This is a genomic window from Microbacterium sp. E-13 (genome assembly GCF_049912955.1).
GTDB lineage: Bacteria > Actinomycetota > Actinomycetes > Actinomycetales > Microbacteriaceae > Microbacterium.
In genome coordinates this window covers 984,646-1,001,467 of sequence record NZ_CP183973.1, presented here as the reverse complement: position 1 = coordinate 1,001,467, position 16,822 = coordinate 984,646, and the positions used below count along the sequence as shown (strand labels likewise).

At 71.7% G+C, this 16,822-nt stretch carries 14 protein-coding genes; 5 read left to right on the top strand and 9 right to left on the bottom strand.

Going from position 1 to position 16,822, the window contains the following annotated elements; genetic code table 11:
* Positions 1-391 precede the first annotated feature (391 nt).
* From ACN9MP_RS04515 to ACN9MP_RS04485, 7 genes are all read right to left on the bottom strand, one after another.
* Positions 392-1,120 carry a formylglycine-generating enzyme family protein gene (locus tag ACN9MP_RS04515; RefSeq protein WP_426326197.1) on the bottom strand — a complete coding sequence of 243 codons (729 nt, stop codon included), beginning with the start codon at positions 1,118-1,120 and terminating at the stop codon, positions 392-394.
* 50 nt (positions 1,121-1,170) lie between these two features.
* Positions 1,171-2,745, bottom strand: a complete 1,575-nt coding sequence (locus tag ACN9MP_RS04510; protein ID WP_426324125.1) for a polysaccharide deacetylase family protein — start codon at positions 2,743-2,745, stop codon at positions 1,171-1,173.
* Entirely contained in the window at positions 2,742-3,272 is a 531-nt protein-coding gene (locus tag ACN9MP_RS04505; RefSeq protein WP_426324124.1) for a hypothetical protein, read from the bottom strand. Before ACN9MP_RS04505 ends, ACN9MP_RS04510 begins: the two co-directional genes overlap by 4 nt.
* A gap of 95 nt (positions 3,273-3,367) precedes the next feature.
* Positions 3,368-3,808, bottom strand: coding sequence for a nitroreductase family deazaflavin-dependent oxidoreductase (locus ACN9MP_RS04500; protein ID WP_426324123.1), 441 nt, complete (start codon positions 3,806-3,808; stop codon positions 3,368-3,370).
* A gap of 146 nt (positions 3,809-3,954) precedes the next feature.
* On the bottom strand, positions 3,955-4,857 hold the full coding sequence (sucD, locus tag ACN9MP_RS04495; RefSeq protein ID WP_426324122.1) for a succinate--CoA ligase subunit alpha: 903 nt from the start codon (positions 4,855-4,857) through the stop codon (positions 3,955-3,957).
* A 31-nt stretch (positions 4,858-4,888) separates the two neighbouring features.
* Complete coding sequence (sucC, locus tag ACN9MP_RS04490; RefSeq protein ID WP_426324121.1) at positions 4,889-6,058, bottom strand: ADP-forming succinate--CoA ligase subunit beta; 1,170 nt, start codon at positions 6,056-6,058, stop codon at positions 4,889-4,891.
* 87 nt (positions 6,059-6,145) lie between these two features.
* On the bottom strand, positions 6,146-7,729 hold the full coding sequence (locus ACN9MP_RS04485) for an FAD-dependent oxidoreductase (RefSeq protein ID WP_426324120.1): 1,584 nt from the start codon (positions 7,727-7,729) through the stop codon (positions 6,146-6,148).
* 158 nt (positions 7,730-7,887) lie between these two features.
* On the opposite strand from ACN9MP_RS04485, the gene ACN9MP_RS04480 reads away from it, so the two are divergent.
* Genes ACN9MP_RS04480 through ACN9MP_RS04470 form a run of 3 tightly spaced genes read left to right on the top strand, consistent with a single transcriptional unit; the run spans position 7,888 to position 12,485 of the window.
* Positions 7,888-8,574, top strand: a complete 687-nt coding sequence (locus tag ACN9MP_RS04480) for a TetR family transcriptional regulator (RefSeq protein ID WP_426324119.1) — start codon at positions 7,888-7,890, stop codon at positions 8,572-8,574.
* A 60-nt stretch (positions 8,575-8,634) separates the two neighbouring features.
* Positions 8,635-11,355, top strand: coding sequence for a cation-translocating P-type ATPase (locus tag ACN9MP_RS04475; protein ID WP_426324118.1), 2,721 nt, complete (start codon positions 8,635-8,637; stop codon positions 11,353-11,355).
* A gap of 5 nt (positions 11,356-11,360) precedes the next feature.
* Entirely contained in the window at positions 11,361-12,485 is a 1,125-nt protein-coding gene (locus ACN9MP_RS04470; protein ID WP_426324117.1) for an alcohol dehydrogenase catalytic domain-containing protein, read from the top strand.
* Between the two features lie 13 nt (positions 12,486-12,498).
* Here the strand turns inward: ACN9MP_RS04470 and ACN9MP_RS04465 are convergent, their stop codons facing one another.
* Both ACN9MP_RS04465 and ACN9MP_RS04460 read right to left on the bottom strand, forming a co-directional pair.
* Positions 12,499-13,341 (bottom strand): ADP-dependent NAD(P)H-hydrate dehydratase, encoded by an 843-nt coding sequence (locus ACN9MP_RS04465; protein ID WP_426324116.1) that lies wholly within the window; start codon positions 13,339-13,341, stop codon positions 12,499-12,501.
* On the bottom strand, positions 13,325-14,050 hold the full coding sequence (locus tag ACN9MP_RS04460; protein ID WP_426324115.1) for a histidine phosphatase family protein: 726 nt from the start codon (positions 14,048-14,050) through the stop codon (positions 13,325-13,327). Before ACN9MP_RS04460 ends, ACN9MP_RS04465 begins: the two co-directional genes overlap by 17 nt.
* Positions 14,051-14,225: 175 nt before the next feature.
* Here ACN9MP_RS04460 and ACN9MP_RS04455 point away from each other — a divergent pair, with 175 nt between their 5' ends.
* Positions 14,226-15,476, top strand: a complete 1,251-nt coding sequence (locus tag ACN9MP_RS04455) for an acyl-CoA dehydrogenase family protein (protein WP_426324114.1) — start codon at positions 14,226-14,228, stop codon at positions 15,474-15,476.
* Positions 15,477-15,539: 63 nt separating this feature from the next.
* Entirely contained in the window at positions 15,540-16,691 is a 1,152-nt protein-coding gene (locus tag ACN9MP_RS04450) for an AI-2E family transporter (RefSeq protein WP_426324113.1), read from the top strand.
* Positions 16,692-16,822 lie beyond the last annotated feature (131 nt).

Genomic DNA, 16,822 nt, shown 5'->3' with positions numbered 1-16,822 from the left:
CCACCGCCGGCGGCACCCGTCGAGAAGGGCGCTGAACTTCCGGCTCACACACGGTCGCGCAACGCGGACGCGGATACCGTCCCACCGCCGGCGGCACCCGTCGAGAAGGGCGCTGAACTTCCGGCTCACACACGGTCGCGCAACGCGGACGCGGATACCGCCCCGCCGCCGGCGGCACCCGTCGAGAAGGGCGCTGAACTTCCGGCTCACACAGGGTCGTGGAACGCGATGCAGTCCCACCGCACCGGAACCCGCGGAGCGCCCCGTGCTGTACAGCGATTTGCGCAGGGGCCTGTGTGAACCGGAAGTTCATCGGCGTTTTGAGAGCATGCCGGACGACGGCGACTCGCCCGGGTGCGCCGCGCGACGGGCCGCGCGACGAGAGCCGCGATCAGCGAAGCGGCGTCCAGCCGGGCGGCGTCGGTCCGTCGTACGCCGCCCGCTCCTCGTCGGCCCGAGCCGACCAGCCCTGCGCACCGTCGACGGCGTCGAAGCCCCCGCGCGCGACCCGGAAGCCGACGTCTTCGTGGTGCATGCGCGGGGCGCCGCCGCGGCGGGTCGAGGCGCGCACGCTCCAGGCGTCGTCGGCGAAGCCGCCGCCGCGGAAGACGCGGTAGTCGCCGTAACGGGCCGGGTCGAGCAGGTCCCAGCACCACTCCCAGGCGTTGCCGAGCGTGTCGAAGAGCCCGTTGAGGTTGGGAAGCCTGCCGCCGACCTCTTGCGGCGCCGTCACGCCGTCGGCGCTCGTCCACGCGATCTCGGCAAGCAAGCCGTAGTGCGGCCCGGTCGAGCCGGCACGGCAGGCGTGCTCCCACTCGGCCTCGGTCGGCAGGCGGTAGCCGTCCGCGTCGACGTGCCACGTGACATCCTCGCCCTCGAACGTGTAGGCCGGATCCAGGCCCTCCCATTCCGACGCGGCGTTGCAGAAGCGGATCGCGCGCAGCCAGCTGACATCCGTCGCGGGGCGTCGCGGGTGCCGCGCCGGCTCGCCGAGCAGCTCGGCGACGAGCTCCTGCGTCACCGCATAGACGCCGATCTCGAACGGCTCGAGGTCAACGCTCCAGCGCACCCCGCGGCGCGCGTCGTGCAGGGTGACCGCACCCCCCGCGATCGGCGCCATCGGGATGTCGGTCACCGCGGCAGTATGCCACGACGACCAGGCAACGGTGTTCAGGGTGCGCGCCGCCAGACGCCGGAGGCCGGCAGGTCTCCCCCGAAGAGCTGCTTCACCGTCACCAGCTGGAACCCCCTGTCGAGGAGCCCGTCGAGCACCGCGGCAGCGGTACCCGCCGTGACGGCCTGGATGTCGTGCTGCAGGATGATGGACCCCGCCCGGGGCCACTCCACCGCCCGCTCGATCAGCACGTCGTCGGGCGGATGCTGCCAGTCCAGGGTGTCGACGTCCCACAGGATCGCCGGCATCCCGGCGCTCGCCAGCACCTGCGGTGAGAGCTCGCCGTAGGGGGGACGGAACACGGTGACGTCCTGTCCCGAGGCCGCCTCGATCGCCCTCGTCGAATCGCCGATCTGTGCCACGATCTGGACGGGCGTGAGCTGCGGCAGGTGCGGGTGGTTCCAGGTGTGCCCCTCGACCTCCTGCCCCTCCCTCGTCATGCGGGCGAGCGTGTCGGCGTACCCTCTGGCCTTCTCGCCCATCACGAAGAAAGTGGCCGCCGCGTCGCGCGCCGCGAGCTCGTCGAGGATCCCCGGCGTGAAGCCGGAGGGTCCGTCGTCGTAGGTCACGGCCACGCACGGCACGAGATCGCAATGGACAGAGCGCGTGCCCGCCGGCGCGGCGACCGGACCGGCATAGGGCTGCCCCGTCGCCGCGAGCAGGCGGGCGCCGAACGGCGAGACGAGGGGCGCGGCCACGGCGGCGGGAATGGAGATGACGGTCGGCTCCGTCGTCGCCGGCACGCCGAGGGCGGTGAGGTCGGGGGCGGTGAAGCCGGGCGCGATGGTGATGACGAATTCACCGGCCTGCGGAACGGTGGTGCGCAGCGCCGCCTGGATCGCCGAGATCTGCGCCTCGTCGCCCGGGGACGCCGGCCGGTGTCCGAGCCCGCCGGCCCCGCGCCGCAGCGCCTCGACGATGTCGACGCCGAGCGCACTCGCGGCGGCCGGGGTCCACAGGCCGTCGGCCGTCGCCGTCTCGCCGGTCTGCACGTCGGCGTAGAGCACGGTGGTGCTGTCGGCCTGCACGCCCGCGGGGTCGCCCGTCACCACGCGCAGGCGCTGGCCGACGAACGCGCCGGCCGCGGCGACGATGCCGCATGCCACCGCTGTGCCGGCGCCTGCCGAGGGGCCGTAGGCGGGGTCGGCGAGCAGCTCTGCCGCGGGCCGCACGCTGCTGTCGGCGACGCACCGGCGGTCGCCGAGGCCCGAGCCCGCCGGCGACGGCGAGGGCGTGTAGGCGCTGCCGGATGCGACGACGCGGTCGGCGATCGCCGCGCGCACGGCCTGCTCCACCGCGGTGTTGAAGGCCGTGGTGGAGGGGCCTTCCGGCAGGAGGGCGGCCCGGACCTGGACGCCCACGGCGTCGTTGCGAAGCCGCAGCGCCACCAGGGCTGCCGCGAGCGGGCCGCCCGCACCGGCGTCGATCTCGGGAACGGGCGCCGTCGTGTGCACGACGGCCGCGGGCCATGTCGGCGGCGTCCAGCCGGCGCGCGACGCCGGCGCACAGGCCGACAGCGCCAGCGTCAGCACTGTCACGACCGCGAGCGACCAGCGCGCCCTCGCCCTCATCGCCGGATGCCTTCCAGCAGGTCGCCGATGGCGGCGCGGTAGTCCGCGGACGCACCGCCCTCGGGCGCGCTCACCTCGGCCACCACGCGGACGCTGGGCGCAGCATCCGCCTCACCGACACCGGCCAGGAGACGCCCGTCGTCGAGGTCGGCGTGCACGGCGGTGAGGCCCGACGCGAGCAGCTCGACACGCTGCGGGCCGTGAACCGGCGTCGAGCCGACGATGGCGGCCGGTGTCTCGTCGAGCGCATCCAGCCGGGCCCGCAGGGCGCCGTCGGGGGTGCGCACGGTGATCGCGCCGCCGGAGTCGCGCGTGATCAGCCAGTCGACGGGAACGACGACGGCGGCTTCGCCGAGCGAGGTCTCGGTGACGCCGTCCGAAACCTCGCTCGACAGGTTGGCGATCACGGGAGGCACAGCGGCGGCGACGGCGAGGGCGACCCCCACGATCAGCAGCGCTGCCGCCGCGCACGCCAGAGCGAGCTCCCACCGGCGCACGGCGGAACGGACGCGCGCTTCCCCATCCACGCTCGGCCCCCTAACGGGGCCGATTCTAGAGCCGGAGGGCCGCCGAGCGCCTCAGCATCGCCTCAATGTCGTGCGATCAGTTCCGTGTCGTGCGATCAGCGGTCGTGGGGCTCGAGCACGAAGATCGCGATCTGCCGGTCGGTGCGCTTCTGGTAGTTGTCGTAGTCGGGCCAGACGCCGGCCGCCCGCGCCCACCACTCGGCCCGTTCCGGGCCGGTCAGCTCTCGCGCGGAGTAGTCGCGCCGGACGTCGCCGTCCTGCAGCTCGACGTGCGGCTGGCGGCGCATGTTCGCAGCCCACTTGGGCTCGTCGGGCGCCCCGCCCTTCGAGGCGACGACGGCGTACCGCCCGTCGTGCTCGACCCGCATGAGGGCGGTCTTGCGCAGTGCGCCCGTCTTCGCACCGACCGTGGTCAGCACGATGATCGGCACGCCGCGCAGCGTGTTCGCCTTCTCCCCGTTCGAGGACTCGAACGTCTCGGCCTGCTTGCGGGCCCAGTCCGACGTGGACGGCTTGTACTCTCCAGTCAACGGCATTGCCCCAGCGTACGGCCGCCGCGACCCGTGCCGGGTCGCGGCCGACGTGCGGCGCACCGGGAACGCGCGTCGATCGCCGGGGCGGGAAAGCCGGAGGGCGGATGCCGCAGCCTGCGCTGCAGCATCCGCCCTCGGGAATTCCGGGGTCAGAGGCCCTGGATGATCTCGCGCATGAGCGCAGCGGTCTCGGACGGCGTCTTTCCGACCTTGACGCCGGCGGCCTCGAGGGCTTCCTTCTTGGCCTGCGCCGTGCCCGCCGAGCCCGACACGATGGCGCCGGCGTGGCCCATGGTCTTGCCCTCGGGCGCGGTGAACCCGGCGACGTAGCCGACGACCGGCTTGGTGACGTTCGCCTTGATGAAGTCCGCCGCCCGCTCTTCGGCGTCGCCGCCGATCTCGCCGATCATGACGATCGCCTTCGTCTCGGGGTCGGCCTCGAACGCCGCGAGCGCGTCGATGTGGGTGGTGCCGATGATCGGGTCGCCGCCGATGCCGATGGCCGTCGAGAAGCCGATCTCGCGCAGCTCGTACATCATCTGGTACGTGAGGGTGCCCGACTTCGACACCAGGCCGATCGGCCCCTTGCCGGTGATGTTGGCGGGGGTGATGCCGACCAGCGACTCGCCCGGGGTGATGATGCCGGGGCAGTTCGGGCCGATGATGCGGGTCTTGTTCCCCTTGGACTGCGCGTACGCCCACGCCTCGGCGGTGTCGCCGACGGGCACGCCCTCGGTGATCACGACGAGCAGCGGGATCTCGGCGTCGATGGCCTCGACCATCGCGCTCTTGGTGAACGCCGGGGGCACGAACGCGATCGAGACGTCGGCGCCGGTGGCGTCGATGGCCTCCTGCACGGAGGCGAAGACGGGGAGCTCCACCGGGTTGCCGTCGGCGTCGGTGTGCAGCACGGTCGTGCCGGCCTTGCGGGCGTTCACACCGCCGACGACCTGCGTGCCGGCCTTGAGCATGAGCGCGGTGTGCTTGGTGCCCTCGCCGCCGGTGATGCCCTGGACGATGACCTTGGAATCCTTGTTGAGGAAGATCGACATTTCTCTAGTCCTTATCCGGATGTCTCGGGGCTCAGGCGGCCTGGTCGGCGAGCGCGGCGGCCTTGTCGGCGCCCTCGTCCATGGTCTCGGCCAGGGTCACGAGCGGGTGGTTGGCGTCGCGGAGGATCGCGCGGCCCTCGTCGACCTTGTTGCCGTCCAGGCGCACGACCAGCGGCTTGGACGCCGACGAGCCCAGCTCGGCCAGCGCGCCGACGATGCCCTTGGCGACCGCGTCGCACGCGGTGATGCCGCCGAACACGTTCACGAACACGGACTTGACCTGCGGGTCGCCCAGGATGACGTCGAGGCCCGCGGCCATGACCTCGGCCGAGGCGCCGCCGCCGATGTCGAGGAAGTTGGCGGGCTTCACGCCGCCGTGGTTGTCGCCGGCGTAGGCGACGACGTCGAGCGTCGACATCACGAGGCCCGCACCGTTGCCGATGACGCCGACCTCGCCGTCGAGCTTGACGTAGTTGAGGTCGTTGGCCTTCGCCTTGGCCTCGAGCGGGTCGGCGGCGTCCTTGTCTTCCAGCAGCGCATGCGCGGGGTGACGGAAGTCGGCGTTCTCGTCGAGCGACACCTTGCCGTCGAGGGCGATGATGTCGCCCTCCTCGGTCAGCACGAGCGGGTTGACCTCGACGAGCGTCGCGTCCTCACTCTTGTAGACGTTGTAGAGCTTGACGAAGACGTCGCTCACCTTGTCGACGAGGTCGGCGGAGAAGCCGGCTGCCTCGGCGATCTCGACGGCCTTCGCCTTGTCGATGCCGGTTCCGGGGTTGACGTCGATGCGCGCAAGGGCCTCGGGACGCTCGACGGCGAGCTCCTCGATCTCCATTCCGCCCTCGACGCTCGCGAGCGAGAGGTACGAGCGGTTGGCGCGGTCGAGCAGCACCGAGAAGTAGTACTCCTTGTCGATGCGGGCGCCCTGGGCGACCATGACGCGCTTGACGACGTGGCCCTTGATGTCGAGGCCGAGGATGGCCTTCGCGGCCTCGTAGGCCTCATCCGGCGTCTTGGCGACCTTCACGCCACCGGCCTTGCCGCGACCGCCGGTCTTGACCTGCGCCTTGACGACGACGACACCGCCGATCTTCTCGGCCGCGGCCCGCACCTCCTCCGGCGTGTCCGCGACGATGCCGGCGAGCACCGGCACCTCGTACTTCTCGAAAAGGTCTCGTGCCTGGTACTCGTACAGATCCACAGTGATTTCCTTCGCAGGTGGCGAATGGGGGTGGGGATGACGCGAAAAGCGTCTCGACGTCGAGATATCGACCAGTCCCCCAGCCTACTACCGGTCGCCGTCCGGTTCTGACCGCAGCGACGCGCCGGGCTCATGCTCGATCTCTTCGCCGGGCACACGCGGCAGTCGCTGGAGGTCGGAGAGGGCGGGACCTTCGATGCGGCATCCGTCCGCGGTGAACCGCGACGCGTGCAGGGGGCAGTCCCAGGTGAGTTCGGCGTCGTTCCACCGCAGCACGCCGCCCAGGTGCGGGCAGACGGCGCTGACCGCACGGGTGCGGCCTTCGACCGTCGAGATCCCCACGGGATGCCCGCCGCGGCTCGCGACGACGCCCTCTCCTTCCACGGGGCGGGGCACCGGGGTGGGAACGGCTTGCGCGCCGATCCATCCGGATGCCGCCTCCCAGCCGACTCGGAAGTTCTCGACGCCGCCGCGCGCGAGGTCGGCGGGCACGGTGAAGCGGGTCGAGATGACGTTCATCCAGTCGGGGCGCAGGCGCCGGGGCACGCGCGTGATCTCGGCAGTGAGCCGCAGCGCGGCGGCGGGCGCGTTGGAGAGCCCCCACTTGGCGTAGCCGGTGGCGAACCGGATGCGGCCCAGCCCTCGCGGCATCGCGCCGACGAACGGCATGAGATCGTGCGACTCGTAGTCCTGGGCCGACCACCATGCCACGGGCTCCGCTCCGGGGAAGTGATGCCGTGTCCACGACACGAGCCCGTTGACCGCCGCACGGGGGGAGGCTGCACGCCCCACCGGGAAGCCGTTCCCCGCGACGATCAGCTGCGCGGCGTCGGCCGGACCGTCCGCGGGCGTGACGGAGCGCACCGACTTCGTCTCGCCGTCGACGGCCAGATACAGCCCTTCCGGCAGCGGCCCGTCGGTCGTGAAGGCCACGCACGACGACCGCAACCCCCGCACCTTCGTGAAGTACAGGCCACGATCGGTGATGGGCATCGCGGTCGCCAGCACCACCTGACCGGCGGACGCGTAGCCGGCCGTCGTCTCCACGGCCGCCGTGGGAACCGCGTGCACGCGGGTGACGCGCACACCGGTGTGGAGCACACCTCCTTCCCGCAGGAACGCCTGCGCGAGCGCGACGGCGATGCGCTGGGGATCGATCGCCACCTGACCGTCGAGGGCGACGGCGTCGACGATCGGGAACGGCGACTGCGCGAGCTGATCGGGCTCGACGCGCCGCACGTGCAGTCCCGCCTCCAGCGCCGCCCGCAGCTCGGCGTCGATGTCGTCCACGCCACCGGGCGTCTGCGCGTACGAATAGGCCGCGCGGCGCGAGAACGGCACCCCGAGCTCTTCCGCCGTCGCGGTCAGCCACTCCATGCCCTCGAGGTTCGCCTCCGCGTACGCACGCGTCAGCGGGGCCGAATGGTGGCGACGAAGCGACGAGAGCACCGCGCCCTGCAGCACCGTCAGCTTGCCGGTGTTCGCCCCGGACGCACGGCCTGCGACCTCGCCGGCCTCGACGATCGCGACATCCAGTCCTTCGCGACGCAGCATCAGCGCGGTGGCGAGACCCGTGAGCCCCGCACCCACGACCAGCACGTCGCGACGACATCCGGGTTCGAACGGGCTCCCGACGACCGGCTCCGCCCCCAGCTTCCAGATCGGCGTCATCACCCCAGTGAACCCGCCAGGCGCGGCGCTGTCGACCCGCTTGACACCATGCGGGGGCGACGCCGCCACGGCGCCGGTGCGGCGCGGGTGCGGCGCGGGTGCGGCGCGCCCACTTATGCCCGCGCCGCGCGGTCGCGCGGACTAGGCTCTCCCCCGAGATGTCCGACACCGCCACCTCCGCCGCTCAGGCCGCCTCCCGCGCCGCCGTCGTCGCGGCCGCCCTCGAGCTGTTCGCCGAGCAGGGATTCGACCAGACCTCGGTGGAGCAGATCGCGCAGGCCGCCGGCGTCTCGCGCTCGACCTTCTTCCGGCAGTTCGGCGGCAAGGACGACGTCGTCTTCACCGACCACGAGGTGCTGCTCGACCGGCTCCGCGAGTTCCTGGGGCAGCCGCATCGCGATCCGTGGGCGGCCGTGTGCGAGGCATCCCTTCTCGTCTACTCCCACTTCGCGGCCGACCCCGAACTCGCCCGCCGGCGCTACGGCGTCGTGCGCGGGGTGCCCGCGCTGCGCGACCGCGAGATCGTGACCGTGTTCCGGTACGAGCGCCTGTTCGACGAGTACCTTCGGGCGTCCCTGCCCGGCCTCGACCCGCTCGACGCGGTCGGGTTCTCCGCCGTCGTCACCGCGGTCCACAACCACGTGCTCCGTCGCCTCATCCGCGGGCCCAAGAAGGTTCCGGTGTCGGTGCTGCGGGTCGCGCTCGACGACGTCCGTCGCCGTTTCGGCGTGCTCCCTGACGGCGAGGGCGATCCCGCTGCCGACCAGGTCGTCGTGGCGGTCTTCCCCCGCGCGATGCCCACCGCCGAAGTCGCCCGCCGACTGCGCGAGCGCCTCGACGACTGACCTCGGCGCGCCGAAGGATTTCCTTGCGGCAGCGGCGCGACCCGGCGGTATGTTCAACCCATGAGCGCCGTGGACACCTTCGCCGACACCCCCGCGAACTCCCCCTGGTTCACACAGGATGCCGATGCCGTCGTCGCCGCTCTGGGCAGCGACCGCGACCGCGGGCTGACCGCGGCCGACGCCGCACAGCGCCTCTCGGAGCGCGGTCCCAATGCGATCGCCGCCGAGAAGCCGCCCTCGACCTGGCAGGTCGCTCTCCAGCAACTGGCCGACCCCATGAACATCATGCTCGTGGCGGTGGCGATCATCAGCCTCTTCATCAACCAGGTGAGCGTCGGCATCCTCGTCGGCGCCCTGGTCGTGCTGAACATCGTGCTCGGCACCCGGCAGGAACTCAAGGCGAAGGCATCCGTCGACGCCCTCTCCAAGATGCAGATCCCCCAGGCCAAGGTCGTTCGCGACGGCACGCTCGTGCAGATCGACGCGACCACGCTCGTGCCGGGCGACATCGTCAACCTCGAGGCAGGCGACCTCGTTCCGGCCGACGGGCGCATCGTGCGCTCCGCGACGCTCGAGACGCAGGAGGCGGCCCTCACGGGCGAGAGCGCGCCCATTCCGAAGGACGCCGGCACCCTCGCCGATCCCGAGACGACCCTCGGCGACCGCACCGACATGGTCTTCCAGAACACGCAGGTCACGCGCGGAACGGCGACGGTCGTCATCACCGACACCGGCATGCAGACGCAGATGGGGCAGATCGCCTCGATGCTCTCCGCCGTCAAGCCGGCCAAGTCGCCGCTGCAGCGCGAGCTCGACTCCCTCACCGGCGTCCTCGGCTGGATCGCCTGGGGCGCAGTCGCCGTGATCATCGTGACGGGCCTCCTGCGCGGCCAGGAGATCGCGTCGGTGATCCTGCTCGGCATCTCGATGGCGATCTCGGCCATCCCGACCGGCATGCCCTCGTTCGTGCAGGCGATGCTCTCGTACGGCTCGCGGCAGCTGGCCGAGCACAAGGCCGTGGTGAAGAACCTGACGGATGTCGAGACGCTGGGCGCGACGAGCGCCATCAACTCCGACAAGACCGGCACGCTCACGATGAACGAGATGACGGTCGAGTCGCTGTACTACCGCGGCGAGTGGTTCGCGGTGGCCGGCAGCGGATACGAGAAGACCGGCGAGGTGCGCCACGTCGCCGGTCTGCCGGTGCCGCAGTTCCACCAGCTGGCGCTCGGGCTCACCCTCTGCAGCGACGCCACGGTGTCGGACGACGGCGTCGTCATCGGCGACCCGACGGAGGCCGCGCTGGTCGTGCTCGCCGCCAAGCTCGGCGCGGACGCGGAGCTCACGCGCGCCAAGCTCCCCCGCATCGCGGAGGTCCCCTTCGACTCCGCCTACAAGTTCATGGCGACCTTCCACCGGATCCCGGTGGAGGGCGTGGAGACGCTGGTCGGCTACGTCAAGGGCGGCCCAGACGTCGTGCTCGACCGCTGCAGCAGCGTGGCGACGATGGACGGCGTCGTGCCCATCGCCGACCGCCGGGATGCGATCCTCGAGGCCAACCGCTCGCTCTCGGAGCAGGGCCTGCGCGTGCTCGCGTTCGCCTTCCGTCGCTACGACGCGAACGCGCCCGTCGCCGATGACCCGATGGCGGCTGTCGCAGACCTCACCTTCGTCGGACTCGTCGGCATCATCGACCCGCTCCGGCCCTCCTCGAAGGAGGCCGTGCGCATCGCGCGCGACGCGGGCATCGAGGTGCGCATGATCACGGGTGACCACGCCATCACGGCCGCCGCGATCGGCGCGAAGCTCGGCCTCGGCGAAGGCGCTGCCAGCGGCGCCGACATCCAGGCGATGAGCGACGACGAGGTGAAGGCGGCGCTCCCGCGCCTGCACATGTTCGGCCGCGTCACCCCGGAAGACAAGCTGCGCCTCGCCCGGCTCATGCAGGAGCAGGGCGCCGTCGTCGCGATGACCGGCGATGCCGTGAACGACGCCGCGGCCCTCAAGCAGGCCGACATCGGCGTTGCGATGGGCTCCGGCAGCGATGTGACGAAGCAGGCGGGGAAGATGATCCTCGTCGACGACAACTTCGGCACCCTCGTGACCGCCGTCCGGCTCGGACGCGCGATCTACGAGAAGATCGTCAGCTACGTGCGCTTCCAGATGTCGCAGCTGTTCTCCCTCGTGCTGCTGTTCCTCGTCGCGAGCATCTTCGACATCAACGACGGCGTGCCTCTGACGCCCATCATGGTGCTGTTCCTGAACTTCTTCGTCGCGATCTTCCCGGTGATCGTGATCCTGCTCGACCCGGTGCCCGACGGCATCATGCTGAAGCCGCCGCGCGACCCGAAGAAGACGATCGCCAACCCCGGCGCCGTGACCCTCTGGTTCATCTACGGCGGGCTGATCTTCATCACCACCCTGGTTCCGCTGCTCATCTATCCCGACCTCCTGAGCTCGACCAAGCCCAACGTGCCGGTCACCATGGCGTTCGTCGTCTGTGCGCTCGGCTCGATCTTCGGCGGCCTCGTCATGCGGCGCGACCCCGAGTCGGGCCTCGCGGCGCCGATCCTCGACGCGGTGAAGTGGCTCTCGATCCCGCTCGTGCTCACCGTCGCCGCCGTGGAGGTCGGGTTCATGCAGCGGCTCATCGGCACCACCAGCCTGTCGGGCGGCGAATGGGTCACCGCCCTCGGACTGGCGCTCCTCGTGCCGGTGTTCATCGAACTCGAGAAGTGGATCCGCCGGGCGCGGCTCCGTCGTCGCGCGACGGCCGGCTGAACCGCATGAAGATCACGGGAGCAGTGCTCGAGGTGTCGGGCGCCGAGCCGCCGTTCGCCCGGACACGGCCCTTCACCGTCGGCGAGCTCGAGCTCGACCCGCCGCAGGCCGGCGAGCTGCTGGTGCGCATCGAGGCTGCGGGCGTCTGCCACTCGGACCTCAGCGTCGTGGACGGCAACCGCGTGCGGCCGATGCCCATGCTGCTCGGCCACGAGGCGGCGGGCATCGTCGAGCAGGTCGGTGAGGGCGTGGACGACCTCGCGCCCGGCGACCGTGTCGTGATGACGTTCCTCCCCCGCTGCGGCGAGTGCGACGGATGCCGCACCGACGGGCGGCTGCCGTGTGAACGGGGGACTGCGGCCAACAACGCGGGAACGCTGCTGGGTGGCGGCATCCGTCTCCACCGTTCCGCGGCGGGGATCCAGGAGGTGCACCACCACCTCGGCGTCTCGGCGTTCGCGACGCACGCCGTCGTGAGCCGCGCGTCGGTCGTTCCCGTGGACGCCGACGTGCCCGGCGAGATCGCGGCGCTCCTGGGCTGCGCGGTGCTCACCGGCGGCGGGGCCGTCATCAATGCCGGGCGGCCGGCCCCCGGCGAACGCGTCGTGGTGGTCGGGCTGGGCGGCGTCGGCATGGCGGCACTCCTCGTCGCGCTGGCGCTCGGTCACGAGGTCATCGGCGTCGACATGGTTCCCGGCAAGCTCGACTACGCGCTCTCCTGCGGGGCGACGGATGCCGTGACACCGGCGGATGCCGTGGACCGCGGCATCCGTGCTCCCGTCGTCGTGGAGGCCGCAGGCGCGGCGCGAGCCTTCGAGACGGCCGTCGCGCTCACGGCTCCCGGCGGCACGACGGTCACGGTCGGACTGCCGGCGCCGGACGCCCGCGCCGGCGTGTCGCCGCTGCTGCTCACCGCCGAGGCGCGCACGATCGTCGGCAGCTATCTCGGCTCCGCGGTGCCGAGCCGCGACATCCCCCGGTACGTCGAACTCTGGCGGTCCGGGCGCCTCCCGCTGGAACGCCTGGTCTCGTCGCGCATCCGGCTCGACGACCTCGACGGGGCGATGGACCGGCTGGCCGCGGGCGGGGAGCTGCGCCAGCTCATCGCCTTCGACGGCGGCCCCGCCTGACGCCTGCCCGGATTCACCGGAGGGTGTCACGCACCGCCGGGGTGAGCGCCCGCGCAAGCTCGCGGGCGAGGAAGCCGAGGCCGGGGTCGTCGGTGAGGCGGTCGCCGGCACGGGCGTGGGCCCAGGCACCCCACACCGCAGCCCGCTCGGGCTCCACGCCGCGGGCCGCGAAACCGGCGATCGCGCCCGCCAGCACGTCTCCGCTGCCGGACGTGCCCAGCCCGCCCCCGCCGCCGGGGACGCGCCACGCACGGCCGTCGGGATGTGCGACCAGGCCGTAGCAGTTCACGACCGCACGCCACGTGCGGGCGATCTCGCGGATGTCGGCGGCATCGTCGTCGCCCAGCGGCCGCCCGAGCAGGATGCCCGCCTCGTCCTTGTTCGGGCTGAGGAGAAGATCGTCGGCCAGCTCGGCGCGGTCGACCTCGGGCAGCACGCCGAGCGCGAAGGCATCCAGGACGATGCGGCGCGCTCCCGTCCGCGCGACGGCGAGCAGCGTCGCACGCGTCTTCTCGGGGTCGTCGAAGCCCGGCCCGACCAGCACGGCGTCAGCGGACGCCAGCCGCTCGGCGAGGGTCTTGCCGAAGTCCTTCCCCGCGTGCTTCGGCAGAGCGAGCACCCCGGCCTCAGGCAGTGCCACTCCGGCCTGCGGCGCGAGCGAGCGCGGCACACCCAGTGCGACGCGGCCAGCGCCCACCCGCAGAGCGGCCTCACCGGCGAGGAGCACCGCACCCGGCGACCGGCGCGACCCGCCGACCACGATCACATCGCCGCGGGCCTTCTTCGACTCGCCGGGACTCGGCAGGCCCCACGCCCGCAGCAGCGCGGGGGTGACGGCCTCAACTCGGCTCGACATCGGGATCTCCCGGGTGGGCGGTGACGTCGGCGCCCTCGCGGCGGAGGTGCTGCACATCCGAGAAGACCGCGAGCTCCCAGCCCGCCTCGCTCCGGACGAGCCGCGTCACGGAGGCATTGAGCACGGTGTGGTCGGCGGCGAAGGCGAGGAGCTCTTCCTCTCCCATGGGCAGCAGGATGTAAAGCACGAGCATCACGACCGCGTCGTGCGCGACGAGCAGCGCCCTCTCGGCGGGACCGTTCGCCACGTCGCGAAGGAACGACCGCAGGCGCAGGGCCACGTCGGCCCACGACTCCCCGCCCGGCGGCCGGTGGTAGAACTTGCCGAGGTGCTGGCGACGAGCCATCTCCTCCGGATGCAGCTTGGCGACGCCCCGCCGGGTGAGCAGGTCGAGGATGCCGAGCTCGCGGTCGCGCAGCCGCTCGTCGACGACGACCGCGGCATCCTGTCCACGCTCGCCCAGCGCGAGGGTCAGCGTCTCGCGGGCTCGCACGTAGGGCGAGACCCAGAAGCCGTCGATCTCGTCGAGGTGCGCGGCCAGCCACTCCCCGAGGGCTGCCGCCTGGTCGCGGCCGGTATCGGAGAGCGGAACGTCGGCGTCGCGGGGATCGAGCGGGATGACGTCGAGGCCTTCGACCTCCGCCCGCGTCGCCGCCACGTTGCCGATGCTCTCGCCGTGTCGTGCGAGCCAGAGCTCGTTCAGTGCCATGGCCTCAGGCTAGGAATCCGCGCGCGCCCACGCCTAGTGCTTGACACACGCTCGCAAGCCTGCTCACGAGCATGCCGTGCGCGGTACATGACACTGAGTACTATGGGCGGTGGGATTCAGTTCCAGCCGGTTCAGGATCCCGCACCACCCGCCCCATGCCTCAGGAGTCCTGATCGTGACCGACTTCGAGCCCCGCCCCGGCCAGCGCGTCGAGGCTTACGACGTCACCACCCGCCGCGGCACCGACTACTACGCCGTGTTCGCCGACATCCCGGCGGCCGACCGTGAGGCGTGGGAGCGTGCGCAGGCGTACATCGACGAGGTCGGCACGCGCATGCAGGACGCGTGGGACACCGGCGGGTATCCGCTCGACATCGCCATGCGCGCCGGCGAGCTCGACCTCTTCAACGACGGCATCGTCCACCCGCAGCTCACCCCGTTCTCGCCGCTCGCCGCCGGCCTCGTGAACATGGAGATCTCCCGCGGCGACGGATCCCTCGGCACCGTGCTCGCGGTGCAGGGCGGCCTGGCGCTGCGCACGCTGGCGCTGTTCGGCAGCGACGAGCAGCAGGCGCGGTGGCTGGTGCCCGTCGCGCGCGGCGAGGTCGCAGCATCCTTCGCCCTCACCGAACCCGACCACGGATCGGACTCGGTCTCCCTCGAGACCGTCGCCCGCTGGGAGCCTTCGACAGGCTCAGCGACCGGCGGGTGGGTGATCGACGGCACCAAGAAGTGGATCGGCAACGGCGCCTCGGGCGGCATCACGTTCGTGTGGGCACGCGTGGACCGCCCCGGTGACGAGCATCACGGCGCGGTGCGCTGCTTCCTCGTCGAACAGGAGACCCCGGGCTACACGGGCACGGTGATCGCCCGCAAAGCGTCGCTGCGCGGCATCCACCAGGCTCATATCGTCCTCGACGGGGTGAAGGTCCCGTCCGACGCGGTGCTTCCCGGCACGAAGAGCTTCAAGGACGCCTCGGTCGTGCTCTACTCGACCCGGTCGGGCGTCGCATGGTCGGCCCTCGGCCATGCCACCGCCTGCTTCGAGGCGGCGCTCGCCTACTCGCAGCAGCGCATCCAGTTCGGCAAGCCGCTCGCGAAGTTCCAGATGGTGCAGGAGCGGCTCGCGAACATGCTCGAGGAGCTCACCGCGATGCAGCTCTACTGCCGGTGGATGGCCGACCTCGAGGAGCGCGGCGAGCTCCGCCCCACGCAGGCGTCGCTGGCGAAGTACCACAACACCCGCGCCGCGCGCCGCATCGCCTCGACCGCCCGCGACATGCTCGGCGGCAACGGCATCCTGCTCGAGTACGGGGTCATGCAGCACATGGCCGACATCGAGGCTATCCACACCTACGAGGGCACCGAGAGCGTGCAGGCGCTGCTCATCGGTCGGGACATCACCGGGATGAGCGCGTTCGCGTAGCCCGAGCGAGGCCGTCGCGCAACCCGCCGCGATTCGGCGCCGTGGCCCCCTAGCCTCGGGCGCATGGGACTGTTCGGGAACGATCCTCAGCGCGTGGTCATCGAATCGCACGACGTCGAGCCGGTGGCGACGCGGGCGCCGTGGAGCCTGTGGGCCGACGGGTTCGGCAGGCTCGGCATCCGCGCCATCCAGATCATCATCGTGGTGGTGGTGGCCGCCGGGATCGTCTTCGCGATCCAGTACCTGACACTGGTGACCATCCCCCTGACGATCGCGCTGATCCTCGCGTGCGCCTTCGCGCCGGTGATGGGATGGATGCGGCGGCGCGGGGTGCCCCCGCTGCTCGCGACGCTCATCACGCTGTTCACCATCACCGCGCTGCTGGCCGCGGTCGGCTGGCTCATCGTGTGGGCCGTGCGCGACCAGTGGGACGAGCTGTCCGCGCAGGCGGTCGACGGCGGCCAGGCGGTGATCTCGTGGGTGCAGACGCTGCCCTTCGCCCCGTCCCAGGACCAGCTGGACGAGTGGCTCGCCTCGGTGACCGACTTCGTCACGAGCTCCCAATTCGGCTCCGGGGCGCTTCGCGGGGTGAGCGCGGTGGCCAACTTCGTCACCGGATTCGTGCTGATGGTGACGATCCTCTTCTTCTTCCTGAAGGACGGGCCGCAGATGTGGGAGTTCCTGCTGCGCCCCTTCCGCGGAAGCGACTACTCGCGAGCCCGCCGGATCGGCGACAAGACGGTCGGCGTGCTGGGCTCGTACATGCGCGGAACCGCGACCGTCGCCCTCGTGGACGCCGTCGGAATCCTCATCGGCCTCCTGATCCTCGGCGTGCCGCTGGCGATCCCGCTGGCGGTGCTGACCTTCCTGCTGGCGTTCATCCCCATCGTGGGAGCCACGGTCGCCGGCATCATCGCCGCGCTCGTCGCCCTGGTGGCCAACGGCTGGGTCAACGCGCTGCTGGTCGTCGGAGTGGTCGTGCTGGTGAACCAGCTGGAGGGCAACTTCCTCCAGCCGTTCCTCATGGGCCGGTCGATGAAGCTGCACGCCTTCGTCATCCTGGTCGCTCTGACCATCGGAACCGTGCTGGGCGGCATCGTCGGGGCCGTTCTGGCGGTGCCGATCGCGGCCGCCGCGTGGGGGGCGGTGCAGGTGTGGGACGGGCCGGATCTGCCGGCGCGCTGGGCGCGGCCGAAGCGACCTCTGCCGGAATGAAGCGGGGTCGAGCGGGGGCTCTGAGCCGGGTCTGGTTCGCATCCCGCCTAAGGCGGTGGCCGGCCGCCTAAGGTACCCGGGCGCCCCAAGACACGGCGATCGCCCGATGAGGAGCGCCCGCCTTAGCGAGG